This window comes from Pseudactinotalea suaedae, assembly GCF_009733815.1.
Classification (GTDB): domain Bacteria; phylum Actinomycetota; class Actinomycetes; order Actinomycetales; family Beutenbergiaceae; genus Pseudactinotalea; species Pseudactinotalea suaedae.
Genome location: NZ_WNXY01000001.1, coordinates 324,647 through 351,498, shown reverse-complemented (window position 1 = coordinate 351,498; position 26,852 = coordinate 324,647). Strand labels below are relative to the sequence as shown.

Below are 26,852 nucleotides of genomic sequence, written 5' to 3'. Positions count from 1 at the left end.
TTTCACTGGTGGTGCGAGGGGGAGGGATGGTCCGAGACGGCGCGGAGTGCGACGACGAACCGGTGCGGGGCCAGCAGGATCGGTGCGGATCCGTGCACCCGGGCAGGCGGCGACTGCGGGGCGTGCACGAGCAGGTCCCGGGAGTCCCAGGCAGGCAGGTGCGCCGCGACCGGTTCGTCGCCGCTGTTGTGCAGCACGACGGCGGTGCCGTGCTGCGAGACGAAGACGGCGTGCTCGACGTCGCCCGTCACCTCGATCCCGTGATGGTCACGAAAGTCGTGGGGATCCAGGTGCTCGGCCAGCTCTCGACGCAGCTTCAGCGCCGCGGCGAGGTAGGCGTGGAACGCGGGGTCGGCGGAGACCGGCCGACGCAGGAACCAGGTCTCGACGTCGACCGGGCGGGCGGTCATCACGGCCTTCCCGATCTGGTCGTACCCCCAAGCTCCCACGGCGCAGGTCTCGAGCAGCTCTGGCAGCGTGTACGCCTGGATGCGCGCGCTGTGCGGGTCGAAGTGCCGCCCGTAGGCGAAGTCGAGGTGCTGGTGCATCCAGTCCGGGACCTCTTCACCGGCCAGGACGAAATCGGGGAACTCGACCTGCATCCGCGAGCGCAGGGCCGCCAGCCGGGTGTCCAGCCGGCGCAGCTGCTCCTCGGGGGCACCGGGGGTGTGGCCGTGGTGGTCGGCGTAGCAGATCGGCGCCTCGTCGCAGAGCAGGTCCATCTGGACGCCGTCGAGCCCGAGGCGTGCGAGGCTGCGCAGCTCCTCGGTGAAGGTTTCCCACCAGTCGTCGCTGAAGGGGCAGATCCGCTGCCAGATCGGACCGGTTGCCTCGTAGGTGCGCAGCATGGACTCGGAGAACGACTCCAGCGTGGTCTTGGGCCACACCTCCTGCCGCGGCGTGCCCTCGCGGTCGACGACAACCCACGGTTCGAAGCGTGCTGCTTGCGGGTCATCTGTGGCGAGGCAGCTCTGCCGATGGGTCATCACGACGACGCGGCCCCCGACGGCGTGGACGCGTTCGCACATCCGCGCGAAGCCCGCCGCGCCGCCGAGGTCGTCGGCCGGCTGGATGTCGGAGTCGGCGCTCTCCGCTCCTCGGTGCTCGTGCCCGTAGACCATCAGCACGTCGACGCCGTCGACCGGGTAGGTCTGCTCCATGATCGCGGCGAGCTCGTCGAAGGTGTGGAAGCGCTCGTCGAGGTGGGTCTTCGCGAGCAGGTGCTGGAACCCGGTGAACTCCGCCATCCACGCGGGCCGGGTCGGCCAGCTGAAGGTGGCCCGCGCCCACGAGCGGTAGCGGTCTGCCGCGGCGTGCCAGTCGCCGAGGTGGGCGCGGACACGGGTCGTCTCGCCCTCCCATTCCTGGCCCTGGTCGATCGCGACCAGTCGCTGGATCGCGATGTTGAGGTAGTGCGGTGTACCCGGTGGCAGATGGTGCACCCCGGTGAAGTCACCGAACTCCGCCGGCGCCTTCTCCACCCGGAAGCTGGTCGTGGTGAGGCTGGTGTCGGCGACCCAGAACATCAGGCCGTCCTCCGGCCCGCTGTAGTCGAGCCACTGGCTCTTGAGCTTGCGCGGGTAGGTGTAGTGCGCGGTCTCCAGCAGCACCTCGGAGTTGAAGATGTACTCCTGGTCGGCGAGGCGGTGGTGCAGCACGTCCGGCTGCGCCGCGTTGCTGGTGACCAGGTCGGCACGGTCCTCCCCCGGTTGCCCCCAGGCCTGCAGCGCCGTCAGCACCGGGCACCAGACCTCGCGGACCCGGTGGCTGTGCTCGTTCCCGACGTGCAGCCGGAAGCTCGCCTCGTCGCCGTCGAGCAGGACCTCGTAGGTGACGGCGATCGGTACCCAGGTGGTGGCGGGCGCCGTGGCCGACTCCCGTGCCACCACCCGGTCGTAGTGGTAGCGCGCCGTCGTCTCGGTGACGACGACCTCGCGCGGCACCTGGTCGGATCCCCACACGTGCCAGATCGGGTAGCCGTCGGACTGCACGACGAGCTTCCAGCTCTCGGGCAGCTCGTGGTCGGCGCGCGCCGTGCGGCCGTTGGCCAGGTTCGTCAGCTGCACCACGCTGCCGCGTCGGTCGAGGTCGACCGCGATGCCCTCGGCACGCAGGGTCGTGGTGACCGGCGGCTGCGCCGGGGTGCCGTCGATCTCGATCGGCGTCATCCGCTCAGGCCGGTACATCGGCGTGCTCCCTGATGGTGAGGACACAGAAGCTGTGGGGCTCGAGGTCGACCGGGCCGCTCGACCAGGACGTCGGCGGCTCACCCGGTCGGTGCAGCTGCGCGGCGGGCAGCCGTCCCGGCTCGATCGTGAAACTCTGCGGCTGGTCGGTGACGTTGGCGACGACGACGGCCACGCCTGCCGCGCTCCGATGGACGCCGTGCTCGACCCGCCCCTCGATGCTGAGGCCGTCGGTGTCCTGGAAGCCGCCGCTCATCAGCAGGTCGGCGAGGCCGATGCGCAGCGCGTTGGCCTCGGCGATGGCGCGATGGAACGCGGGGTCGTCGAGGATGGGTCGCTTGATCAGCAGCACCTCGACGCCGAAGCCGCGACCGGTCATCACCGCCTTGCTGAGCTGGTCGTAGGCGAAGGCGCCGACCGAGCACGTCTCGAGCAGCTCAGGCAGCGCGTACCGGAAGATGCGCGCCCCGGTCGGGGTGCCCCGGTCGTCGTACGCCTCGGGGTAGCGGCTGAAGGACACGTCGAGGTACTGGTAGAGCCAGTCGGAGAACTCCTCACCCATGAGAGTGAAGTCCGGGTTGACCTCCTGGACGCGCTGCCGCAACCAGGCCAGGCGCTCCCCCAGCTTGCGCAGCTGCTCCTCCGGGGCACCCGCCTTGTGCCCGTGACCGGTGGCGTAGCAGATCGGCCCCTCGTCCACCATGAGATCCATCTGCACGCCGTCGAGGCCGAGGTCGATCAGCTGCAGCAGCTGGTCGAGGAACGTCTCCCACCAGGAGTCGGAGAACGCGCACACGCGCTGCCAGATCGGACCGGTCGCCTCGTAGGTGCGCAGCATGGAGCGGCCGTAGGACTCCAGCGATGTCTTGGGCCAGATCTCCTGACGCGGCATACCCTCGCGCGTCACCACGAACCAGTCGGCGAACAGCGCGGTCGCCGGGTCGTCGGTCGCCAGCGCAGCATGCCGATGGGTCATGATCATCACCCGGCCGCCCTGCGCGTGCACCCGCCGCGCCAGCTCGGCGAAGCCCTCCGAGCCGCCCAGCGACTGAGCCGGCTGGATGTCGAAGTCGGCGCTCTCGCAGCCGCGGTGCTCGTGCCCGTAGGTCATCAGGACGTTGATGCCGTCGCGCGGCTGGGTCTGCGCGAACGTCTCGGCGAACCGGTCGAAGGTGAAGTAGGTCTCGTTGAGGTGGGTCTTGCCCAGCAGGTGCTGGAAGCCCGTGAACCCCTGCAGCCAGTCCGGACGGTCGCACCACGTGTAGGCGGACCTGGCCCACGCGCGGTAGCGGCTGGCGGCGGCGTGCCAGTCGCCGTCGTGGGGATGCAGCACGACCGGTGCTCCCTGCCAGGTCTCCCCCGGGTCGATCGAGGTCAGTCGCTGCACGGCGGCCGTGAGGTGACGCTCGGTCCCCTCCGGGTAGTGGTGCGCGCCGGTGAAGTCACCGAACTCCGGTGGGTACTTCTCGATCCGGAAGCTGGTGGTCGTCAGGCCGGCGTCGCGCACGTAGAGCAGCAACCCGCGGTCGGGGCCGGAGAGGTCGAGCCACTGCATCTTCAGCTGCCGTGGGTAGCGGTAGTGGGCGACCTCGGCGAGCACGTCGACGTTGAAGGTGAACTCCTGCCGAGCCAGCGGCTGGTGCAGCACGTCGGGCTGCTGCCAGTTGCTCGTCGTCATCGAGAGGTCGGCGGCTGGGGCGTCGAGCGCTCGCCCCCAGGCGCCGTCCAGGCCGGTGAGCACCGGGCACCAGACCTCCCGGATGCGGAACCGGCCGCCGTTGCCGATCTCCATCGAGAACCGGACCTCGTCCTGGACGAGCTGCACGGTGTACGCCACCCGGATATCCAGCCGCTCGCCGTCGTGCTCGACGGCGTCGTAGCGGAAGGTGACTTGGTCCGCGTCGCGCTCGACGGCGTCGGGCACCTGGTCACGTCCCCGGATGTGCCGCACGGGGTATCCGTCGGTCAGGGTGACGAGCTTCCAGCTGTCGGCGGGAACCGCGGAACCCCGGACGGGGCTGCCGGTCCGCGCATCGGTCAGCTGCAGCACGGCCCCGCGCTCGTCGAGGTCCACCGCGACGACCTCGTTGACCATCCTGATCGGTGCGGTCATCAGGTTCTGCTCTCTCACGGTCTCAGCCCCGCAGACCGGAGGTCACGATGCCCTGGATGAAGTAGCGCTGGAATAGGAAGAACAGGACGAGACACGGCAGCATCCCCATCAGGGCGCCGGCCATCATGAGGTTCCACGCCGTGACGCCCTGGGGGTTGGGGAAGGCCGCCAGGCCCACGGGGAGCAGCTGCAACGCATCGTCGTTGATGTAGATGAGCGGCCCGAAGAGGTCGTTCCACACCCCGAGGAAGCTGAAGATCGCGACGGCGGCGTGCGCCGGCATCGCCAGCGGCGCGATCACGCGCGCGTAGATGCGGAGCTCGCTGGCGCCGTCGAGCGTGGCCGCCTCGCGCAGCTCCCGCGGGATGGTGCGGAAGAACTGGCGGAGAAGGAACACGCTGAAGGCGCCGCCACCGAACCACGACGGTGCGATGAGCGGCATCCAGGTGTTGAGCCAGCCGAGCTCGCGGAAGATCACGTAGGTCGGGACGAGCGTCACGATGCCGGGGATCATCAGGCCGCTCAGCACCATCGCGAAGAGCGCCGAGCGCCACCGCGAGCGCAGGTAGGCGAACCCGTAGGCACTGATTGAGGCGGTCACCACGGTCCCGAGGGTGGCCAGCCCGGCGACGATGAAGCTGTTGAGCGCGTAGCGACCGACCTTGCCACGCACCCACGCCTCGGCGAAGTTGCTCCACTCGACCGTGGTCGGCAGCCACTGGACGGGAAGTCTGAAGAGATCCTCCAGGGGCATGACCGCGGTGCGCAGCATCCACAGGAACGGGACGAGGATGATCGCGGCTCCGAGGAGCACGATCAGCTGCGCGACCACCCTGCCCGCGGTCCAGCGTCGGCGACCGGTGACCCGCGGCCGTTCCAGCACGTCGGTCACGACTGCGCCTCCTCGTGCACCCAGATCCGCTGGGAACGGAAGACCAGCAGTGTCAGCAGACCGATGACGAGGAAGAGGATCCAGGCGAGCGTGCTGCCATAGCCCATCTGGAAGTAGAAGAAGGCGTTGCGGTAGATGTAGAGCACGGCGAACAGGCTCGAGTTGATCGGGCCGCCCTCGGTCATCACATAGGCCTGGGTGAAGACCTGGAGCGAGCCGATGATGCTCATCACGAGGTTGAAGAAGATGACCGGAGAGACCATCGGCAGCGTGATGCTGAGGGTTCGGCGCACCGCGCCCGCGCCGTCCAGCTGCGCGGCCTCGTAGAGCTCGTTCGGGACGCCCTGCAACCCGGCGAGGTAGATGACCATCGCGCCGCCGATGCTCCAGCTCGACATCAGGATCAGTGCGGGGATCACCCACTCCGGCGAGGTGAGCCACCGCGGCCCCTCGATGCCGACCCAGCGCAACGCGGTGTTGATCACGCCGATCGTCGGGTTGAAGATCCAGGTCCACAGGATCGCGACCGGCACGCCGCTGATGACGGAGGGCATGTAGTAGATGGTGCGGAACACGCGTTGCCCGACGATCGGCTGGTTCATCAGGAGCGCCACCAGGAACGCCAGCACCGAGGTGAGCACGACCGAGCCGACCGCGTAGTAGAGGGTGACCCGCAGCGACTGCCAGACCAGCGGGTCCTCGAACAGCGCCCGTCGCCAGTTGTCGAGGCCGACCCACTGCGGCGCGGTGATGACGCCGTAGTCCATGAAGCTCATGACGAGGCTGAAGATCATGGGGCCGAGCGTGAAGAGCAGGAATCCGAGCACCGCGGGCAGCATGAACAGGTAGCTGTTGCGAGCCTCGATGCGTGCCAGCCCGCGCGGCCGCTCTCGCCGGGACGCAGGCCTCGGCTCGGTGCTCGCGCCGTCCGGTCCGGACGCGGGTCGGCGCTCGGGCGGTGTTGCGACAACGGCCACGGACGCTCCCATCGACGATCGGTGCGCCGAACGTAGACCCGGACCTCAGGTTTGTCAACAATCAGGTGTCTGACTCACCACACATCGTATGGTTGACAATCTGTAGGTGGGCTCCCTACGGTCAGCCGCATGGACACCGCGACGGGCTCCGACGTCACGATCATCGGCGCCCGGCTGATCGGCCTGCAGGGCCGCGACACGGGCGCCGCCTGGGGTGACGACGTGCACGAGCAGGAGAGCCGGCAGACGCTGCTGGTCCTCGAGACGGGTGACGGGCTGGTCGGTTACGGAGCTGCGTACACCAGTCTCGGGTTGGCGGCGGCCGCGATGGAGCTGCTCGCCCCGTGGTTCATCGGCACCAGCGTGGACGAGCCGGAGCGGCGTACCGAGCAGCTGCACCAGCGTGCGTACTGGCAGGGCCGCGGCGGCGCGCTGACCACGGTGATCAGCGCCGTCAACATCGCGCTCTGGGACCTGTGGGGCAAAGTGTGCGGACAACCGATCGGCGTTCTCATGGGCGGTCGCTACCGGGACCGGGTGCGCCCCTACGCCTCGCTCCCCTTCGGCACCGCCGAGCACACGTGGGACGTCGTCACGGCAGCACGGGAGAAGGGCTACCTCGACGTGAAGCTCGGCTGGCAGCCGTTCGGGTGGGAGTCGGTCGCGACCGACGAGAGGTTGGTCCGGGTGGCGCGGGACGCCGTCGGCGACGGACGGCTGATGATCGACGCCGGGGGGAGCGCCGCCTTCTGGCCCCACCGGCACGCCTGGGCGCGCCGGACCGCGCAGCTGCTCGCCGACCACGACGTCTACTGGTTCGAGGAGCCGTTGGACCCGGACGACCTCGACGGCTATCGCACGCTGCGCATGCACTCCCCCGTCCGCATCGCCACGGGTGAGGTGCTGACGCGCCGCCAGTCCTACCGCCGCCTCATCGCCGACCGGTGCCTCGACGTCGTGCAGCCCGACACCACCAAGGTGGGCGGGCTGTCGGAGGCACGGCGGATCGGCTGGGCCTCGCACGACGCCGGTCTCGAGTACGTGCCGCACGGCTGGAACAACGTCGTCGGGCTCGCCGCCGACCTCCAGCTGGCCTCCGCGCTGCCGCACTGCCGGCAGATCGAGTACGTCGACTCCGGCGACTACATGACCGAGCTCCTCGACGGCACGATGTCGCTCGAACCCGACGGGATGCTCGCGATCCCCGCCGGTTCCGGCCTCGGGATCACCCTCGACACCGATGCGCTGGCGCGGTTTCCTCAGACCACCCTCGGACGACCCGATCGGACTGACGCATGAACATCCTCGCCGTCGGCGCGCACCCCGACGACATCGAGTGCTTCTGCTCGGGAACGCTACTCAGGTACCGGGCAGCCGGGCACCGGATCTTCCTGGCGCTCACCACGAGCGGGAACGCCGGCTCAAACGTCATCCCCACCACCGCCGAGGTCGCCGCCACCCGCGAGGCGGAGCAGCTGGTCGCCGCCCGCGGTTACGACGCGGAGGTGCGGTTCCTCCGCTTCGACGACCAGGGCCTTCACGACACCCCGCAGACGCGGCGTGCGGTGCGCTCCGCGATCCGCTGGGCGAACCCGGACGTGATCCTCACCAACCCGCCCTGGGACATGAGCACCGACCACGCGGTCACGGGCAAGCTGGTCGCGGACCTCATGCTCTCGCTCGGCGGCAACCTGCATCCGTCGGACGTGCCCCCGATCACCAAGGCGCCCTCGTTGTTCTTCTGGGACATCGCCGCCGGTCTGCGGTTCGACCCGGAGGCCTACGTCGACATCAGCGAGCACGCCGAGCAGAAGGCGAGCCTCATCAACACCCACGTGAGCCAGCGCGCGTGGATGGGAGAGTTCTTCGAGGATGACTTCGCCGAGGCCTCGATGGTGCTGTCCCGCCTCCGTGGCTTGCAGTCCGGTACCCGCTACGCCGAGGGTTTCGTCGGCTACCAGATCCAAGGCTTCGTGGCCGACTACCGGCTGCTCCCCTGAGCAGGACAGCAACCGACCCACCACCGTCGCACCCCACTTAGCAGACAGGACCCTCACGTGAGCTCCCCCCACCCCCTGGACCCGAGCGCGCGGTGGATCGGGCGAGACCCGCTCTACGTGCCCGAGTTCGACCCGCGATCGGGACCGCAGGACACCCCGATGGCGCTCATCTCCGGCGAACCGGCGCTGCTGCTGCGCCGCGTCGTGGAGATCCCCGAGCAGCTCGTGTCCGCCACGCTGCGCATGAGCGCGCGCGGGGTCTATGTCGCTCGTCTGGGTGGACGCCGGGTCGACGACGTCCAGCTCGCCCCCGGCTGGACCGACTACCACCACCGGATCACCTACCGGACGGTGGACGTCACCGCCCACCTCGCACCCGGGCCCCAGGTCTGGTCCGTCGAGCTCGGACCCGGTTGGTTCTCCGGGTTCCTCGGGATGGACGCCGGGCGACGCGCGCGACACTACGGCGAGCACACCAGCGTCATCGGCGAGCTCGAGATGCGCACCGCGGACGGAGCGGTCATCCGCCACGTCACCGACGATGGCTGGGTGGTCAGCGACGGAGGCACACTCCATGCCGACCCGATGCTCGGCCAGATGACCGACCCACGCCGCGAACCGGCGGGCTGGCACGACCCCGCGGCCGACCAGCCGGGCGCCGTTCCCGCGGTGGTGACGGACCCACCGTCGGCACGCTTCGAGCCGCAGGTCGCGCCGGACCTCGTCGTCACCGACGTCCTCACGCCTACGGCGATCACCACGATCGCGCCCGGCACCACACTCATCGACCTCGGCGTCAACATCGTCGGCCGCGTCCGCCTCAGGATCCCCGCGGCGAGCGCCGCACGGCCCGCAGGTGCCCACATCCACCTGCGCCACGGCGAGGCGCTGAACGGCGACGGCACCCTGTACACGGAGAACCTGCGCGCAGCGCTGGCGCACGACATCGCGGTCATCACGGACACCGAGTGGGTGTTCGATCCCGAGTTCACGTTCCACGGCTTCAGGTACGTCGAGATCGTGGGGTACCCGGGCACCGTGACGCCGGACGACGTCAGCGGCCTGGTCATCGGGCCCCGCGTGAGCACCGTCGGGAGCTTCAGCTGCAGCGACCAGACGGTGAACACGCTGCACGACAACGTGCTCCGCACCATTCGGAACAACCTGGTCGGCGCTCCCACGGACTGCCCGCAGCGCGACGAGCGGCTGGGATGGATGGGCGACGCGAGCGCCATCAGCGCCACGATGCTCTTCAGCCTGGACATGGATGACTACCTGGCCTCCTGGTTCGTCGACGTCCGCGACGGGCAGCACCCCAACGGCGCGTTTCCCGACGTCGCCCCGCGAGTCGTCGTCGACGCCGAAGGAGCGCCGGCCTGGGCTGACGCCGGGGTGCTGGTGCCCTGGCGCCATCACCGGTACGGCGGGCCGCGGGCCACCCTCGAGGCGCACTATCCCGCGATGTCCGCGTTCATGGACCACCTGGAGCGGAACAACCCGGACCACTACCGGTCGCGCGCGCTCAGCCGCAGCTACGGAGACTGGTTGAACCTCGACGACCCGACGGACAAGGCGCTGTTCGCGACGGCGCACTGGGCGCTCTGCGCTGACGCCATGACGGCCGCGGCCCGGGCTCTGGACCGGGCGGACGACGTCGAGCGCTGGAGCGCCTCCGCCGCCGCCATCCGCGACCCGTTCGCCGAGGCGCTGCTGGCCGGCGGCCCGGGGCGAGGCAGCCAGACCGTGCTGGCCATGGCCATCATGGGCCGGCTGGTCGACGACCCCACGCGGGCGGAGCTGGGAGCACGCCTCCGAGAGGCGGTCACCGGCAACGGCACGGCGCTCACCACCGGGATCCACGGCACCCGGTTCCTGCTACCGGCGCTGAGCGAGACGGGGTCGCTCGACGTGGCCTACGCGCTGCTGCTGCGGCGCGACTACCCCTCGTGGCTGTACGCCGTCGACCGCGGCGCGACGACCATCTGGGAGCGATGGGACGGCTGGCGGGAGGACGTCGGGTTCCAGACGCCGTTCATGAACTCGCTCAACCACTACGCGCTCGGCTCGGTCGCCGAGTGGCTGCACGAGTACGTGGCGGGGCTACGGCCCGGCGTCATCGGCTGGGACGACGTGACGATCCGCCCCTACCCCGGTGCCGCCCTGACGCAGGCCGCCGCGGAGCGGCTCAGCCCGGCCGGTCGGCTGGCGAGCGCCTGGCGCACGGACGGGGAATCGATCCAGCTCCGGGTCACCTCACCCGCCGGGTGCCGGGTGGCCGTCCCGACGACGGAACCGGACGCCATCGACGCCCGTCACGCCCGCGTGCTCTCACCCGACCCGTGGCCGCTGCTCGAGCTTCCCGCCGGCGACCACGAGATCGTCGCACCCTGGTCACCGGGCTGGGTACCGCCCTCGGCTCCTGCTGTCCCCGGGTGGTGCTGACGGTCGATCGGGCTGTGACCGACCTGTGACCAGGCGCGATGAACAATCGGTTGCGCTTCGTGACAGACGGTGCTTGAATCACGTCGTCCCCAAGGAGTAGGTCAACGATGACATCGCCCAGCACGACATCCCCACCGGAGCAGGAACAGCTCCCCGGCCCCGACGCGCCCGCGGCGTGGAGCGCCGGCACCAGGCCACCCGCGCGGTCGCGCAAGCGCACCAGCACGATCACGCGACCATCCTCGGTGCTGTACCTCTTCGCGCTCCCGGGGCTGCTCCTGCTGGTGCTGTTCCACTACGTGCCGCTGCTGGGCAACATCATCGCCTTCAAGTCCTACCTGCCTTTCATCGGGATCCTCGAGTCCCCCTGGGTCGGGTGGGAGAACTTCACCGATGCGCTGGCCGACCAGGACTTCTACCGGGCACTGACCAACACCCTGATCATCACGTTCGTGCAGGTGGTGCTGGTGTTCCCGGCCCCGCTGGTGCTCGCGCTGATGCTCAACAGCATGATGTCGCAGCGGCTCCGGCAGACCGTGCAGGCGATCGTGTACATGCCGCACTTCCTCTCCTGGGTGATCGTCGTCGCCGTGTTCCAGGAGGTCTTCGGGGCAGCCGGGGTGATCAACCACATCCTGCGGGCCACCGGAGGCAGGCCCCTCGAGATCATGACGAACCCGGACCTGTTCATCAGCCTGGTGACCGCCCAGGTGATCTGGAAGGACGCCGGCTGGGCGGCGATCCTGTTCTTCGCCGCACTCGCCCAGATCGACCGCAACCTCTACGAGGCGGCTTCCGTGGACGGCGCGAGCCGGATGCGGCAGCTGTGGCACATCACGATGCCCGGTCTGAAGGGGATCGTGATCATGCTCTTGATCCTCAAGCTGGGCAACGCACTCAGCGTGGGCTTCGAGCAGATCATCCTGCAGCAGAACGCCGTCGGGCGAGACGCCTCCGAGGTCCTCGACACCTACGTCTACAACAACGGCCTCATCGGTGGCGACTGGGGCATGGCGGCGGCCGTCGGCCTGATGAAGTCGATCATCTCGGTCGCGATCGTGCTCGGGGCCAACAAGGTCGCCCACATCTTCGGAGAGGACGGTGTGTACCGACGTGTCTCACACTGACGCAGCCCGGCCCACGCGGCCCGTGAACCAGCAACGCCGTCGCCCGGTCCTGGACAACGGCCAACCGGCACCGTCGATGCCGATGCGCATCATGAACGGCATCGCGCTCCTGGGCGTCTCGCTGCTGGTGCTGATCCCGTTCCTGTCGATCGTCTCGACCTCGCTCGCGCCCCGCTCGCAGGTCAACGCCAGCGGCGGCATCGTGCTGTGGCCCGAGACCCTCTCCTTCCAGGCCTATGTGCAGGTTCTCGAGGGCGGCGCGGTCACGCGTGCGATGTGGATCTCCGCCTTCGTCACCGTCGTCGGGACGCTCATCTCGCTGACGGCCTCCGCGATGCTCGCCTACGCCCTGGCCCGACCGGGTCTGCGCGGTCGCGGCGCGATGCTCTGGACGGTGCTCGTCACGCTGTTCTTCGCCCCCGGCATCATCCCGACGTTCCTGGTGGTCAAGCAGGTCGGACTCATCGACTCGATCTGGTCGCTGATCCTCCCGACCGCCGTCAGCGGGTTCAACGTCATCGTGCTGCGCGCCTTCTTCCTGGGCATCCCCGAGGAGCTCTTCGACGCCGCCAAGATCGACGGTGCGGGTGAGCGCCGGATCCTCACGATGATCGTGCTCCCGCTCTCACGCGCCTCGCTGTCCGTGATCGGGCTGTTCTACGCCGTCGGCTACTGGAACGCCTTCTTCAACGCGCTCATCTACATCAACGACACGACCAAGTGGCCGCTGCAGATGATCGTGCGGTCGTTCGTCGTGGACGACTCGCAGTTCACCACGCTCGACGTCTCCCTCATCGAGCAGATGGCTGCGCCCTCGTCCCTGGCGATGGCCATCCTCGTCATCTCCATCGTCCCGATCCTCATCGTCTACCCCTTCCTGCAGAAGAACTTCGCCAAGGGCATGCTCACCGGAGCTGTCAAGGGCTGACCCCCAGATCCGTTCACCCCAGCAGTTGAGACCACCCCTAGCGCCGACTGTCAACGCTGACATCGGCACACCACCGAGAGAGAGGTTCACCCTCATGACGCGTCACTCGATCAGCCGTCGCTCCGTTCTCGCCGGGTTCGCAGGCGCCTTGACGGCGACCACCGTCGCCGCCTGCTCCCAGCCCGGCAGCGGTGGGAGCACAGGTGGCGGTGGTGGCGGCGGTGGTGGCGGCGGCACCGGCGGGGGCGGCGGCTCGGTGATGCCGACCTACACGCCCTGGGAGGGTGTCACCTACGACCTGCCGGGCGAGGTCGGTCGGTTCACCTCAGGGTCGACCACGTTCCCCGAGCCGATCCAGATGCTCAGCGACACCCCCGGCGACGGACAGCCCTTCAAGGTGTGGTCGTTCGTGCACGAGAACGTGCCCGGACGCGACCAGAACCGGTTCTGGCAGGCGCTGGAGGAGCAGCTCGGCAGCCCCTACGAGCCGATCCTGTCCCTCACGCCGGACTACGCCACCAAGTTCCCCACGCTGCTGGCCTCCGGGGACCTGCCGGACATGTTCCCCATCCCGTTCCAGTACGCCGGCATGGGCCAGCTGCTCGACGCCGCCGCGGCCGACCTCACCGAGCACCTGGCCGGCGACGCGATCAACGACTACCCGGCCTTGGCCAACATCCCGTCGGACTCGTGGAAGGGCTGCATCTTCGACGGCAAGATCATGACGTTGCCCATCCCGCGCGGCCTGACCTCCACGTGGGTGATGACCAACCGTCAGGACATCTTCGACGAGGTCGGCGTCCCCGCGAGCCCCTCCAGCTACGAGGAGTTCCGCTCGATGTGCGTCGAGCTGACCAAGACCGACGGCACGCGCTGGGCGATCGGTGCGAACCCGCTCGACTACCTGCGCTCGATGCTCTCGATCCCGCGTTACTTCATCGAGGAGAACGGCACCTTCACCTCGGCGTACACGCACGAGGGGCAGAAGGAGGCGCTGGAGGCGGCGCGTGACCTGTACGCCTCGGGCCTGGTGATCCCGGACGCGATCGGTCAGCACGCCAACCAGAGCAAGCAGTGGCTCGTCGCCGGGCAGACAGCGATGACGTGGGACACCTACTCAGGATTCCTAGGCTTCTTCTTCAGCCTCGGCGTCCCGGCCGGCAACCTCAACATGCTGCAGATCCCCGACTGGGAGGGCGACGGGCAGGGCATGGCTCAGCTGGGCGAGCCCAACAACATCCTGTCGGCGATCTCGAACGCCGACCCGGCGCGCATCCCGACGATCCTCAACATCGCGAACTTCCTCGCGACACCGTTCGGCACCACCGAGTTCCTCTTCCGCAAGTTCGGCGTCGAAGGTGTCCACTACAACTGGGAGGACGGCGTGCCGGTCCCCGACACCGCGACCGCACCGGAGGCGGCCGTGGGTCAGGCGTACCTGATCGACGGTCCCGCGCACCTCTACTACACCGGCCTCGGCGAGGAGGTCAAGCGGATGCAGGAGCACCAGAAGCAGCTCACCGAGAACGCGGCGACCGACCCGGCGTACGGTCTGTACTCCGAGACCCGCTCCGGTGACGGGCCGGCGCTGGAGGCCGAGATCCTGGCGGTCAGCCTCGACATCGTGTCGGGTCGCAAGCCGGTCAGCGACTGGGACGGCGCGGTCGAGAACTACCTCAGCGGCGGTGGCACCCAGATGTGCGACGAGCTCACCGAGGCGCTGCAGAACGCCTCCTGATCTCGCCCGACCAGCCGGGTGGCGCCCACAGCGTCACCCGGCTGGCTCGTCCATGACCGGACCGACACCTCAGGACCATGCCCCGACTCCTCCGCACGCCCGACGAGATCCACCGGCTCACGACCCGACACACCGACCCTGCGTTCGCCGAAGCCTGGGGCACCCTCACCGACCGCGCCGAGCGCGCCCTCCGGGATCGGTTGCTGCCCCCGTCCGAGGGCGGCGGTTGGGGTCACCACTACCACTGCCCCACGCACTCGGTGCCGCTGGGCTTCGACGCCTCGCGTCCGGATGAGCACCGATGCCCCGTCGACGGCGAGAACGTCGTGGGCGATCACATGGACGCCGCCTGGCGCAGCCGGCTCAGCAACGAGGCCATCGAGGGTGCGCTCGCGTGCGCCGAGGTCTGGCTGGCGAACGGTGACGAGCGCTGCCGACGGCTCGCCGTCGACGTGCTGGAGGCGTACGCCGCCCGCTACCCGCTGATCGAGCCGCACGGGAGCATCGTGGGGCTGGGACGCGTGCACGGCACCGCCCTGGAGGAGTCGGTCTGGGGGATCAAGCTCGCCCGGCTCGTCGACGACCTGCGCCCGGCGCTGAGCGACGCCGAGCGCTCGACCGCCGACACCTTGCTCGGCCAGGTCCTCGACCAGGTCACGGGCGAGCTGATGGGCAAGATCCACAACATCGAGTGCTGGCACCTCGCGAGCCAGATCAACCTCGCGGCCGTGGCCGGACGTGACGATCTGGTGGCCGCCGCGATCACGGGGCCGTACGGCCTGCAGGCCCAGCTGGACGCGGGCATCCGCGAGGACGGCTGGTGGTCCGAGGGGTCGCCCCACTACCACTTCTACATGCTGACCGCCGTCGCGCTGGCATGCCGCGCGCTTCGCCGGTCGCACCCGGCTCTCGTGGACTCCGCACGCGTGCGCGCCATGGTCGACACCCCGCTGACGATGCTGCGGCCCGATCTCAGCCTGGCGGCGCTCAACGACGGCTGGTTCGACATCTCCGAGACCAACGGGGTGGCCCAGTACACCCCGCTGTACGAGCTGGCGTGGACGATCTGGAGCTCGGACTCGGTGCTGGCGCTGCTCGGGGCGCTCTACGGCGCCGGTGTCCCTCGCACGGACCCGGAGGCGCTCAGCCATGGCCCTGCGCCCGAGCTGCTGAACGGGTCGCACCCCTTGCCGCCGACCCGCGGCGTCCACGAGGCCAGCGGATACGCGGTGCTCGCCGATGACGACCGCTCGTTGCTGCTCAAGTTCGGCCCGCACGGCGGTGGTCACGGACATCCTGACAAGCTGCAGCTCGACCTCCACGTGCGCGGCGTCCGGGTGGCACCGGACCTGGGCTCCCCCGCCTACAACTCCCCGCTGCAGGGCCCGTGGATCCGGCAGACGCTCTCGCACAACACGGCCACGATCGCCGGGCTCTCGCAGCCGCCCGCGGCTGGGACGCTGCTCTCCGCGCCCCATGCCGCACGCCCGGGCGCCGCGGCGGTGCTCGACGCGGGGGTGACCTGGTCCGACCTCGACCGCGCCGACGCCGGCTCCTGGCTGCACGAGCCGCGGCTGCCCTTCCCGCCCGAGTACGAGGACGCCGGCATGCGGCGGGTGGTGCTGTGGTCACAGCACGGCTACCTCGTCGACATCGTCTCGACCCGGGTGCCCTCGCGCGCCCGGGTCGACCTGGGCTGGCGGCTGCGTGGCGAGCTGACGACGGCGTCCTCACCGCTCGAGTCCTCCGACTGGCAGCCTCTCGGCGACACCCAGCGCGACTACCTTCGTTCGGTGCGTGAGCTGCCGGCGGGACCCTGGCAGGGCAGCTGGACCGTCGACGGCGTGACCACGCGACTCTGGGCTCTCGACCCCCCGGGCAGCCGCACGCTGGTGACCGAGTGCCCCGGCGCGCACCTCGACGAGGAGCAGACGATGGTGCTCCGGTCGGCCGCCGCCGAGGAGACCACGTTCGTCACCGTCATCGACTCCGGCGGGGCGGTCCAGGACGTCAGCACGGTACCTGACGGCAGGATCGTGGTCACGCTGGGCGACGGCGTCGAGTGCTGGGAGCTGCGTGGCTGCAGCGACGAGGTGCCGGGGACCACGGTGCGTAGCGACGGTGGGCGGACCGGCGCCCCTCTGCAGGTGCTGCTGCGGCCCTGGCTGGTCGACATCGCGGTCCCCGACCACAGCAAGGCAGGCCGATGAGCACGCCCGAGCTCCACATGTGCGTCAATCGCACGCAGCACTACGTCGTCGGCGCCCAGGCGGCGTTCCTCAGCGGCACCTACCGCTACGACGCCGCGGCTACGCGTTGGCGCCACTGGGGCGCCGACGACACCACGATCACCGGCCTCGTCATCGATCCTCGCGACCCTGCTGTCGTCGTGACGAGCGCGCAGAACGGCATGTGGCGAAGCCAGGACCGCGGCGCGAGCTGGCGGATCATGAACTCGTGGCGCTTCACCGACGCCCGCGGTCTGGCGCTCGACCCGAGCCGACCCGACGAGGTCTACCTCGCCCTGCCGGACGGCATCGGGCACTCCCCGGACGGCGGACGGACCTGGACCCGGCGTGAGGACGGGCTGCCGGTGCGTGGCCGCTACACCCAGGCGGTGGCGGTCGATCGCGATCGACCGGGGTTCGCCTTCGCGGCCTGCGAGTCCGGTCTCTACGCCACCCGCGACGCCGGTCGTCGCTGGTGGCTGCGGGTGCCGACCAGGGCGACGACCACGGCCGTCGTCCAGGACGCCCTGGTGCGCGAGCGCTGGTTCGCCACGACCGAGCAGGACGGGCTCTGGCGCTCCGACGACGCCGGTGAGCGCTGGCGGCAGGTGTCCTTGCCGGGCCCCACGAGCACGCTGTACGACGTCACGACCGCGGAGGTGCACCGCGGTCTGGTCGCCGTCGTCGACCACGACCACGGGCTCTGGCTGAGCGAGGACGGCGGCGAGCGCTGGCGACAGAGCCGGCCCGACCTCCCCGGTCCCGTGCGCGCACATCGGGTCGGAGTCGAGCCCCGCAGCGGTGCGCTGTTCCTCGCGACCTACGGGAGCGGGCTCCACACCTCGACCGACCTGGGGCTCAGCTGGGAGCACGGCGGCATGGCAGGGTCCGAGGTCCGGGCCTTCGTGATCGGGGTGTCAGCATGAGCACGCAGGACCGGCAGGACTGGTCGAGCACCAGCTACGAGGATCGACTCGAAGTGCTCGTCGAGGCGACGGCGCGCCGGTTCCCCGACGACGCCGACATCGCCGGGGCCAACCTGGCCGAGGTGGCGATGCTGCTGCGCGCAGGTCGCGACGTCGACGCGTGCAACGCGGCGGTCATCACCAACCTCGAGCACCCGGGTACCGGGCCGTTCTGGATGATGCCGCTCGTCATGCTGACGTACGGTGCACGCCAGCACCTCGCGCCGGACACCCTGGACCGGATCGCCCGCTCGTGGGAGACCGTCCGGCAGCAGCGCGGTGACACCGAGAACCACTGGGTGCTCTACCACGCGTCCCTGTACCTGGCCGCTCAGGAGTACGACGACGACCGGATGAGCTGGAACAACGGGCTCACCTCGGCCGAGAACATGGCCGAGGCCAAGGAGTGGCTCGGGGTCTGGATCCATGGCGCGACGCGACTGGGGCAGTCCGAGTACAACCCGACGCACTACGTCGCCGAGTACGCGGTCCCCTTGCTGATGCTGGTGGCGTGGGCACGCGAGCCGGAGGTCGCCGACGCGGCCCGCATGATGCTCGACTTCCTCTTCGCCGAGCTCGCGACCGTCAGCCTGCACGGTGTGCTGCGCGGTCCGAACTCCCGGACCGACGACGTCTCGGTCGTCGAGCGGTGGAGCGCGATGGCCTCGCTGTACTCCTGGCTGCTCTTCGGGACCACGCATCCCCCCTCGAGCCTGGACGACTGGTGGGGCACAGCGCTCGCGCAGCTCGCACACACCTACCGTCCTCCGGAGGTGATCCGGCGGATCGCGGTGTCACCGCCCGCCGAGCGGTTGCAGCGCGACCGCGCCCGCTCGCGGCGGATGCTGAGGGGCAGCGACGTCGAGTTCCGCTCGGTCTGCAAGACGCAGTACCTGAGGCCCGAGTACGCCGTCGGGTCCACCCAGGGCGGGCTCTCCGACGCCATCCAGGGCCACGCCTGGGACGTCACGTGGCACGAGACCGACCCCCGCGGGATGCACCCCACGCTGTTCTCGACGCATCCGCACCACAGCGGCGCCGTCCTGCAGAAGTTCTTCAGCAGCCCGCCCGAGCCGATGGCGCTGAGCATCCCGTTCGAGGGCAAGCCCTCCTACCTCGAGCCCGACAAGCTGATCGGCGTCTCCCCCTACGAGGAGGTCTCGCAGGACCTCGACACCGTCGTCGCCCTGTACGCGATCCCCGAGGACTCCCCGCACCCGCACGTCAACACCTTCCTGTCCAAGGACCTGCGCGATGTCACGACGACACCGACCGGGTGGCTGGTCGGCCGGGGTGGGGACGCCTTCGTCGCGCTCCGGGTGCTGACCCCGTACGACGTCGCACCGCACCGGACGTGGCCGACGCCCTGGGATCCCGCCTCGGCGCGTGAGACCGAGAGCCGGCTTCTGGTCACACGCCACCGCCGCACCGGAACGGTGGTCCAGGTCGCGCGCGCCTCCGACCACGAGAGCCTCGAGGCGTTCGCCGACGCGGTCGACGCCTGCGCCTTCGAGCACGGTGTCGAGCCCCGCCCCTGGGTGCGCATGACCACGCTGCGGAACCGGCGCATCGAGGCCGAGCACGGTCGCGCCACCCTGATCGAGGGCGCCGCCGACGACCCGTCCTCCTGGCAGCTCTTCGAGGGCACCCACATGACCAGCACGCTGGGGTCGGGACGGGTGAGCATCCGGCACGGTGACCTGGAACGCGTGCTGGACTTCGCCTCGCTCACCACCCAGGACCACGACCACGGGCAGGCAGCACCGCGCGTGCCCCAGCCCGCTCCGACCGAACCTGCCCGCGACCGCGGGCCGAGAAGAGGATGACCATGTCCCGAGCCCGTGTCGTCGTCGTCGGCGCAGGAGGGATCGGCGTCACCGCCCACCTCCCGGCGATCGCCGCCCTGCCCGAGGAGTGCGAGCTCATCGGCGTCGTCGACCCCGACGTCGAGCGACGCACCCTCGCCGGCGAGCAGTTCGGGTGCGCGGCGTTCGCCGACCTCGACGAGGCCCTCGCGCTCTCCCCCGACCTCGTGGTGCTCGCGACACCTCCTCACCTGCACGCCGACGGCGCGGTGCGGTCGATGCGAGCAGGGGCCTGGGTGTACTGCGAGAAGCCGCTCACCGGGTCGCTCGCCGAGGCCGACCGGATCGCGCAGACCGAGGTCGAGACGGGTCGGTGGTGCGTCACCGTGTCGCAGTTCCGGTACGCGGGCGGCTCGGCACAGGTGCGGCGTCATCTGCACGACGGCCGTTGGGGCCGACCGCTGCTCGGCATCTCGCACACCACCTGGTACCGCGGCCCCGAGTACTGGGACGCCCCGTGGCGCGGCCGCTACGCGACCGAGTTCGGTGGCTCCACCACGACGCAGGCCTATCACGCGATCGATCTCCTGCTGTGGCTGATGGGTGGCGAGTGGGACCGTGTCAGCGGAGTCGCCCGGACGCTCGAGCGCCCGATCGAGGTCGAGGACGCCAGCGTGGCCACCATCCAGTTCCCCGGCGGGGGGATCGGGAGCATCGTGACGACCGTGCTGTCCCACGAGCCGGCCACCACCGTGCAGGTGGTCGCCTCGCAAGCGACCGCGACGCTGCGCTCGCTCTACCTCCCGCTGCTGTCGGAGTGGAGCGTCAGCACAACCGACGCGGCCGGCGCCCCCGCGCCGCACCCGGAGTTCCCGGAGGCCGAGGCGGAGATGAGCGTCAACGGGCATCGCGCCCAGCTCGCCGAGCTGCTCGCAGCGTGGCGAGAGGGCCGTCAGCCAGAGCTCACCACAACAGAGTCACGACGCACGCTCGAGCTCATCACCGCGCTGTACAAGTCGTCGGCGACCGGCCGTTTCGTCGACCGTGGCGAGATCGTCGCCGGTGACCCCTTCTACGCCGCCCTTCACGGCCGCGCCGTCCAGGAGGTGCTGGCGTGATGCACAAGCAGACCGGACTGACCTGGCAGCAGGACGCCGACGGCAGCCTCCGACTTCACGGCGGCGCGGGCGAGCTCGCCACGTTCGCGACCGGTCGCGGCATCGCCGCCGCCGACACGCCGAAGCCGCACGTGCACCCCCTGCGCACCCCGGCCGGGGTGGTGGTCACCGGGTTCGGACCGGAGGACCACCCCTGGCACCACGGGCTGGAGTTCGCCATGCCCCGTGTCGATGACCACAACCTGTGGGGTGGGGGCACGTACCTCAGCCCGGAGCAGGGCTACCAGCCTGTCGACAACCACGGCGTCATCACCCACCTGGGCTGGTCGCAACCCGATGCGGGCGAACGCGCCGGCGTGTCCGAGGAGCTGCGCTGGGACGGCATGAACGGTGAGCCGCTCCTGAGCGAGTCACGCTCGTGGCAGGTCGCTCTCACCGACGACCCGGCGCTGGTGATCGACCTCGACACCACCCTGCGCAGCGCGACCGGAGCTGCGGTCTCGCTGCAGACGCCCGCGCAGAACGGTCGGCCCGACGGCGGTTACGGTGGCCTCTTCCTCCGGCTGCAGGAGGGCTTCACCCTCGTGGGGGTGATAGGCGAGGAGGGCACCGACGTCAGCGAGTCCGGTGGCCGCTCCGACACCATGGTGGTGCACGGCCGGATGGCCGACGGCGCACCGGTGACGATCGGGACCGCGTTCCGGGACGGCCCGACGCCCGGCACCCGTTCCTGGCTGCACCGGTTCGAGCCGTTCGCCGCGATCTGCTGGGCCGTCGCCTACGACGAGGGGCTGACCGTCCCGGTCGACGGCGAGCTCCGATTCCAGCACCGGCTCGCGCTTCTCGACGGCCACCACCGCCCCGATGCCGTGAGGCGGCTGCTCAACGAGGGGGCGCCGTCGAGTCCCTGAGCACCAGGGCGGGGGCGGGCGCTGCCACCACGACGTCCTCGAGCGCACCGCCCTCGAGATGGTCGAGCAGCATCGTCGCCGCACGCACCCCGGCCTCCTCCATCGGCAGCAGCACGGTGGTCAGCGCCGGGCAGGTGTAGGCACCGATCCAGGTGTCGTGGACGGCGATGACCGAGAGGTCGCGCGGCACCGTGACGCCCTGGGCCGCGGCGGCGGCGAGCACCCCGACGGCGGCATTGATGTTCGCGACCAGCACTGCCGTCGGCCGCGTGCTCGCCTGCAGCAGCGCGGTCATGGCGGCATGACCCGCCGGTGCGTCCCAGCCGCCGGGCACGTCCCACTCCGGGAGGGTACGCAGGCCGCCGGTGGCTGCCAGCTGGTCGAAAGCGGCGCGGCGGCGGAACGCCGCGTCGTGCCGGGCGGGGCCACCGATGTAGGCGACGTCCCGGTGGCCGAGCGACGTCAGGTGCTCGACGGCGACCTGCACCGCTGCGCGGTCGTCCAGCGCGACCGAACCGATGTGGGTGGGCAGCGAGGAGTTGAAGAGGATCACAGGGACGTCGACGTCGATGACCTCGCTGACGTCATCGTCGGAGAACTGCTCGGAGCGCTGCAGCACGACGCCGTCGACCCTCCCGTTGCCGATCAGGCTGGACAGGGCGGCGCCCTGGCCGAGGTCGGAGGGGTCGATCTGACCGAGCAGCACCGAGATCTGCCGCGGGGTGCAGACCGCGTGCACGCCGGCGTGCACCGCAGCGAACAGGGCGTTGTTGACCTCGGGCACCACCAGGGCGATGGCGCCCGAGCGCGACAGCCGCAGCGCACGCGCACGGTGGTCGGGGACGTAGTTCAGCTCAGCCGCGGCCTGTTCGACCCGCGCCCGCGTCTCGTCACTGATGCGGGCGGCAGCGTCCTTCGTCAACGCCCGCGAGGCGACCGACAACGAGACACCCGCCCGCGCTGCGACGTCGCGAAGCCGGACCATGGGCCGAGATGCTACCGATTCGATCACGCGAGGAGGCTCCCCCGCTCCGTCATGCGTGCACGGATCTCGTCGACGTCGACGTCGGCGAGGTCCGCTCCGGTCCGGAGCGAGATCGCTGCGGCGTGGCCGGCCGCGTGACCGTACTCGAAGCACTGCGCGGTCACGCGCGCCGATGCGAGAGCCTCGTGCTCGGCGCCCAGGCACCGGCCCGCGACGATGATCCCCTCACCCCGCTCGGGCACGAGGCTGGCGTAGGGCACGTCGTACCAGTCGTCGAGCAGCCAGTGCAGCCGAGGCCGAGTGCCGTCGTGGAGCTCGATCGGCCAGGGTGAGCGCGCGATCCCGTCGTCACGTTTGCGGCAGGAGACGACGTCGTCGTTGCGCAGCGTCTCGCGTGCAGCGATGCTCCGCGTCTGCCGGATCCCGGCCTCCACACCGGTGTCGACGACGAACGCCTCGGCGCAGCCGGGCAGGGTTGCCACCAGGAAGCGCTCGTACTCGCGCACCTGACGCCGCCCCGCCACCTCGGCGATCGTGAAGTCCTCCGGATCGATGACGTTGAGCACGCGTCCGTCGGCCGCCGTCAGCCGGGTCGCGTTGACGAGCAGCTCACCCGGTCGGGTGGTGCGGAAGACCCAGATCTTCTCGCGCGGCAGGTCCGCACCCTGCTCGCGCGCGCTCGCGATCGCGGCGGTGACCTCGGGCGGACAGATGGTGTCCTCGCCGTACGCCGCCCAGAACCTCTCGGTGTCCACGTTCCCCAGCCGGAAGAACATGGTCGGGTTCTGGATCCGACCCTCCGCCCCGAAGGCATAGCGGCCGCCCGCCCGTGCCACCACCGACCCGTCCCCGGACGCGTCGACCGTGCAGCGTGCGTGGATGGCGACCCGCCCTGCGTTCGAGTCGACGACGACACCCAGGTACCGGTCGCCGTCGAGGATCACACCGACCACGGCGCAGTGGTAGAGGATGCGTACCCCGGCAGCGGTCATGAGGTCGTCGGCGCTCTCGCGCCACATCAGCGGGTCGTGCGCGCTGGTCCAGGTCAGCCCGTAGCGCTGGGGCGGCGTCAGCCCGCCCCGGCGTGCCAGCTCGTCGGCGAACCGGCGCGTGAAGCCGCCGACGACCGCCGTCGGGCGGTCGGCGTCGCGGGACGCCAGGTACATGCCGCAGATGGTCCCCGACATCCCGGCCACCGCGGCACCACCCGCGAACCCGTAACGCTCGACGACGACCACGCTGCACCCGGACTCGGCTGCCGTGACCGCTGCCGCCACTCCCGCGGCACCGGCGCCGGCGACGAGCACGTCGACGTCGGCCAGCACCGGAAGGCCGTGGTCGGGCGCGAAGCGTTGCTCCAGCTGCCACGTGGCGAGGTGGGGCGAGGTGTGCTGCGGCAGGCTCATCGTTCAGGCACCGACGAACCTGGGCGGACGGCGCTCGGTGAAGGCAGCGACGCCCTCCATGCCGTCCCTCGTCCCGAAGAGGGCCAGCAGCTCCTCACGCTCGAGCTGCATGCCGCTCGCGGAGACGGCGGCAGCCGCGCGGATCGCACGTGTGGCCGCGACCAGGGCGCGGGTGGGGCCTGACGCCAGCTCGTGCGCGAGCTCTGTCATCGTCGATCGCAGCGCGGCTGCGGGCACGACCTGGCTGACCAACCCCACCCGGTGCGCCGTCTCGGCGTCGATCTGGTGCGCCCGCAGGATCATCGATCGTGCCAGGTTCGGTCCGACGGCACGCGTGAGCCGCTGCGTGCCACCCCAGCCTGGGATCAGCCCGAGACGGACCTCGGGCAGACCGAACCGGGCGTCGTCGGCCGCGATGACGAGGTCGGCGCTGAGCGCGAGCTCGAAACCACCGCCCAGGCACGCTCCGTGCACCCCGGCCACCACGACCGCATCCAGCTGCTCCAACGCGTCGCAGAGCCGGCCGGCGGCGGCCGTGAACTCCCGTAGCGCGGCGGGGTCCGCGTCTGCGTCCCGGTAGGACCGGATGTCGGCACCCGCGCAGAACGCCGGGCCGGCTCCCGTCAGCGTGACCACCGCGACGCCCTCGGCCGCTGCCTCGTCGACGGCCTCGAGCAGCACCTGCAGCATCGCCGCCGAGATCGCGTTGCGCGCCGCGGGTCGTGCGAGCTCGATCGCGAGCACCCGGCCCTCGCGCACGGTCTGGACCAGACCGTCGGCCGTCTGAGTCGTCATGCCATCGCTCCCTGCTCCTGGAGCTCCGCGATCGTGTCCGCGTCGTAACCGAGCTCCGCCAGCACCGCCTCGGTGTGCTCCCCGAGCCCGGGGGGCGGGGTTCGCACGCCGGGACGCACGCCGCCGTAGCGGACCGGGTGCTTGAGCACCCGCACCTCGCCGGCCCGCTCGTCGTGGAAGGAGTCGATGCTGTCGTTGTGCAGCACCTGCGGATCGGCGAGCACCTGGTCGTAGTCCTGCACCGGCGCGAACCACATCTTGCTGGCGGCGAAGTGCTGGCTCCAGTCTCCGCTGCTACGGCCACGCAGATGATCAGCCACCCGCGCGTTGAGCTCGTCGCGCCGGTCGTAGGCCTCGTCCGGGCCGATCTGGGTGAACCAGTCGTCCTCGAGAACGGCTGCGAGCCGGTCCGGGCTGGTCAACGAGATGCAGAGATAGCCGTCGGAGGTGGCGAAGACACCGTAGGGCGCGGTGTAGAAGGGCGAGGACACACCAGTACTCGATCGCTGCGGCTCGAATCCGTTGAGCCGATACGCCAGTGGCTCGATCTGGAGGTCCAGCGCAGCGTTGAGGAGGTTGGACTCGACCTTGGTGCCCACGCCGGTGCGCTCGCGCCCGTGGAGCGCGGCGAGGATCCCGAACGCGCCGAGCACGGCGGCGTGCTGATCGACGACGCAGGCACCGACCGGCGTCGGCGGCTGGTCGGCGCGGCCGGTCGCCGCCGCCAGTCCGGAGAGTGCCTGCACGAGCACGTCCTGGCCCGGCATGTCCTTGTAGGGACCGTCGGAGCCGTACCCCGACAAGGAGGTGTACACCAACCGAGGGTTGCGGGCCGAGAGCTCCTCGTATCCCAGCCCCAGCCGCTCCATGGTGCCGGGTCGGAAGCTCTCGACGAGCACGTCGGCGCCCTCGATGAGGCGCCGGACCACCTCGAGCGCCTCGGGGCGCTTGAGGTCGGCGACGATGCTGCGGACATTGCGGTTCGCGAGCGCGAAGAAGGGCGAGTAGCCGTCGAGGAACCGGCCCGGGCCGGTCCAGCTCCGCTCGAACGCACCGCCGGCGGGCTCGATCTTGATGACGTCCGCACCGAGGTCGGCGAGCAGCTGGCAGGCCGAGGGGCCCTGGAGGAAGTGGGTGAAGCTGACGACGCGGATCCCCTCCAACATGGACGCCATCAGAAGATCCCGTTCCGGACCTGGAACTTGCTGGGCTTGCCGTAGGTCGGCTGATCCCGCGCCACCCAGTCGGCCACCCAGGCGGTCATCCGCTCGACCGGTACCACGGGGTTGCCGAGCTCGGCCAGGGCGCGGTCGCAGTTCACCAGCAGCGCCAGGTCGCTCTCGGTGCCCTCGAAGACCGGCTCGACGCCGAGCAACCGACCGAACGTCTGCGCCAGGCGCCGGATCGAGATGTTCTCGGGCCCTCCGATGTTGATCGGGGTGGTGGGCGTCTCGACGCGGGTGAGGAGGCGGGCGAACGCGTTGATCGCATCGCCCTGCCACTGGACGTTGATGTTGCCGGTCGCGAGCGGGATCGGCACGCCGTCGCGCACCCACGTCGCGACCTCCTGCATCACGCCGTACCGCATGTCGATCGCGTACACGAAGCGCACGATCCTCCCCGGCGTCCCGTGGCGGCGCGACAGGTACTGGAAGACCCGCTCACGCCCGACCACCGAGTTCGCATACTCCCCCGGTCGTGCGGTCGGAGGCGTCTCCTCATCCACGCCGCCCTGGCGCGGGTCGCTCCACGGGTACACGTGGATGGTCGACAGCGCCACGATCCGTGAGTTCCGGAACGCCCGGCCGACGTAGGAGGGCACGAGCGTGTTCATCGCCCACAGCAGGTCCTCACGACCGGAGCCGTCGAACTTCAGACCGGCCATGTAGAGCACGTTCGGCAGCTTCGGGAGGGCCTCGACGGCGTCAGGGTCCAGCAGGTCGGCCACGATGGTCTCGACGCCCGCATCCTCGAGCCGTTGCTGCACCCCCTCCTCGCTGAACCGGGCGACCCCGACCACCCGCTTACCGGGTGCCGCGCGCTTGACCAGGGTCGCGAGCCCGACACCCATCTTCCCGGCCACCCCGAGCACGATGACGTCACCCTCGAGCGCGGCGAGCTCGGCGACGGTCTCCGCGGTGGGCCGGGACATGAACTCCTCGAGATCGTCGACGTCGGCGAAGCTCGCCGGGAGGTCGTCGAAGGTCAGCAGGCGTGGGCTCATCGAGGCGAGGTC

Annotated in this window: 20 protein-coding genes; 11 read left to right on the top strand and 9 right to left on the bottom strand. The window is 70.3% G+C overall.

Features of this window, described 5'->3' with window-relative positions:
- Positions 1-2 precede the first annotated feature (2 nt).
- Genes GPA04_RS01660 through GPA04_RS01645 form a run of 4 tightly spaced genes read right to left on the bottom strand, consistent with a single transcriptional unit; the run spans position 3 to position 6,168 of the window.
- Positions 3-2,186: a DUF6259 domain-containing protein gene (locus tag GPA04_RS01660; protein ID WP_156221670.1), complete on the bottom strand. Its 2,184-nt coding sequence runs from the start codon at positions 2,184-2,186 to the stop codon at positions 3-5.
- Entirely contained in the window at positions 2,173-4,299 is a 2,127-nt protein-coding gene (locus GPA04_RS01655; RefSeq protein ID WP_156221668.1) for a DUF6259 domain-containing protein, read from the bottom strand. Before GPA04_RS01655 ends, GPA04_RS01660 begins: the two co-directional genes overlap by 14 nt.
- Before the next feature lie 22 nt (positions 4,300-4,321).
- Complete coding sequence (locus GPA04_RS01650) at positions 4,322-5,191, bottom strand: carbohydrate ABC transporter permease (protein ID WP_156221666.1); 870 nt, start codon at positions 5,189-5,191, stop codon at positions 4,322-4,324.
- Positions 5,188-6,168, bottom strand: coding sequence for a carbohydrate ABC transporter permease (locus GPA04_RS01645; RefSeq protein WP_241680526.1), 981 nt, complete (start codon positions 6,166-6,168; stop codon positions 5,188-5,190). The genes GPA04_RS01650 and GPA04_RS01645 overlap by 4 nt, the downstream gene beginning before the upstream one ends.
- Before the next feature lie 129 nt (positions 6,169-6,297).
- On the opposite strand from GPA04_RS01645, the gene GPA04_RS01640 reads away from it, so the two are divergent.
- The 11 genes from GPA04_RS01640 to GPA04_RS01590 all read left to right on the top strand — a co-directional run bounded on the left by GPA04_RS01640 (position 6,298) and on the right by GPA04_RS01590 (position 21,430).
- Positions 6,298-7,467: a mandelate racemase/muconate lactonizing enzyme family protein gene (locus GPA04_RS01640; protein ID WP_156221662.1), complete on the top strand. Its 1,170-nt coding sequence runs from the start codon at positions 6,298-6,300 to the stop codon at positions 7,465-7,467.
- Positions 7,464-8,168, top strand: coding sequence for a PIG-L deacetylase family protein (locus tag GPA04_RS01635; protein WP_156221660.1), 705 nt, complete (start codon positions 7,464-7,466; stop codon positions 8,166-8,168). The genes GPA04_RS01640 and GPA04_RS01635 overlap by 4 nt, the downstream gene beginning before the upstream one ends.
- A 57-nt stretch (positions 8,169-8,225) precedes the next feature.
- Positions 8,226-10,610 carry an alpha-L-rhamnosidase gene (locus GPA04_RS01630; protein ID WP_156221658.1) on the top strand — a complete coding sequence of 795 codons (2,385 nt, stop codon included), beginning with the start codon at positions 8,226-8,228 and terminating at the stop codon, positions 10,608-10,610.
- 107 nt (positions 10,611-10,717) lie between these two features.
- A complete protein-coding gene (locus tag GPA04_RS01625; protein WP_156221656.1) occupies positions 10,718-11,737 on the top strand; it encodes an ABC transporter permease in 1,020 nt (339 codons plus the stop codon).
- A gap of 82 nt (positions 11,738-11,819) precedes the next feature.
- Positions 11,820-12,665, top strand: coding sequence for a carbohydrate ABC transporter permease (locus GPA04_RS01620; protein ID WP_241680525.1), 846 nt, complete (start codon positions 11,820-11,822; stop codon positions 12,663-12,665).
- A gap of 94 nt (positions 12,666-12,759) precedes the next feature.
- Positions 12,760-14,403 (top strand): extracellular solute-binding protein, encoded by a 1,644-nt coding sequence (locus tag GPA04_RS01615; protein ID WP_156221652.1) that lies wholly within the window; start codon positions 12,760-12,762, stop codon positions 14,401-14,403.
- Between the two features lie 77 nt (positions 14,404-14,480).
- The gene (locus GPA04_RS01610) at positions 14,481-16,613 is read left to right on the top strand and encodes a heparinase II/III domain-containing protein (RefSeq protein WP_156221650.1); all 2,133 of its coding nucleotides are present in this window, start codon (positions 14,481-14,483) and stop codon (positions 16,611-16,613) included.
- Positions 16,610-17,557, top strand: coding sequence for a beta propeller repeat protein (locus GPA04_RS01605; RefSeq protein WP_156221648.1), 948 nt, complete (start codon positions 16,610-16,612; stop codon positions 17,555-17,557). Before GPA04_RS01610 ends, GPA04_RS01605 begins: the two co-directional genes overlap by 4 nt.
- A complete protein-coding gene (locus tag GPA04_RS01600; protein WP_156221646.1) occupies positions 17,554-19,422 on the top strand; it encodes a hypothetical protein in 1,869 nt (622 codons plus the stop codon). Before GPA04_RS01605 ends, GPA04_RS01600 begins: the two co-directional genes overlap by 4 nt.
- Positions 19,423-19,424: 2 nt before the next feature.
- Positions 19,425-20,519 (top strand): Gfo/Idh/MocA family protein, encoded by a 1,095-nt coding sequence (locus GPA04_RS01595; protein ID WP_162458492.1) that lies wholly within the window; start codon positions 19,425-19,427, stop codon positions 20,517-20,519.
- Positions 20,519-21,430: a DUF6807 family protein gene (locus tag GPA04_RS01590; RefSeq protein WP_156221642.1), complete on the top strand. Its 912-nt coding sequence runs from the start codon at positions 20,519-20,521 to the stop codon at positions 21,428-21,430. Before GPA04_RS01595 ends, GPA04_RS01590 begins: the two co-directional genes overlap by 1 nt.
- Here GPA04_RS01590 and GPA04_RS01585 read toward each other — a convergent pair.
- Genes GPA04_RS01585 through GPA04_RS01565 form a run of 5 tightly spaced genes read right to left on the bottom strand, consistent with a single transcriptional unit; the run spans position 21,402 to position 26,840 of the window.
- Positions 21,402-22,415, bottom strand: coding sequence for a LacI family DNA-binding transcriptional regulator (locus GPA04_RS01585; RefSeq protein ID WP_156221640.1), 1,014 nt, complete (start codon positions 22,413-22,415; stop codon positions 21,402-21,404). The genes GPA04_RS01590 and GPA04_RS01585 overlap by 29 nt on opposite strands.
- 23 nt (positions 22,416-22,438) lie before the next feature.
- Positions 22,439-23,821, bottom strand: coding sequence for an FAD-dependent oxidoreductase (locus GPA04_RS01580; protein ID WP_156221638.1), 1,383 nt, complete (start codon positions 23,819-23,821; stop codon positions 22,439-22,441).
- Positions 23,822-23,824: 3 nt separating this feature from the next.
- The gene (locus GPA04_RS01575) at positions 23,825-24,616 is read right to left on the bottom strand and encodes an enoyl-CoA hydratase/isomerase family protein (RefSeq protein WP_156221636.1); all 792 of its coding nucleotides are present in this window, start codon (positions 24,614-24,616) and stop codon (positions 23,825-23,827) included.
- Positions 24,613-25,791: a CaiB/BaiF CoA transferase family protein gene (locus tag GPA04_RS01570; protein ID WP_241680524.1), complete on the bottom strand. Its 1,179-nt coding sequence runs from the start codon at positions 25,789-25,791 to the stop codon at positions 24,613-24,615. Before GPA04_RS01570 ends, GPA04_RS01575 begins: the two co-directional genes overlap by 4 nt.
- A complete protein-coding gene (locus GPA04_RS01565) occupies positions 25,791-26,840 on the bottom strand; it encodes an NAD-dependent epimerase/dehydratase family protein (protein WP_156221634.1) in 1,050 nt (349 codons plus the stop codon). The genes GPA04_RS01570 and GPA04_RS01565 overlap by 1 nt, the downstream gene beginning before the upstream one ends.
- Positions 26,841-26,852: the final 12 nt, after the last annotated feature.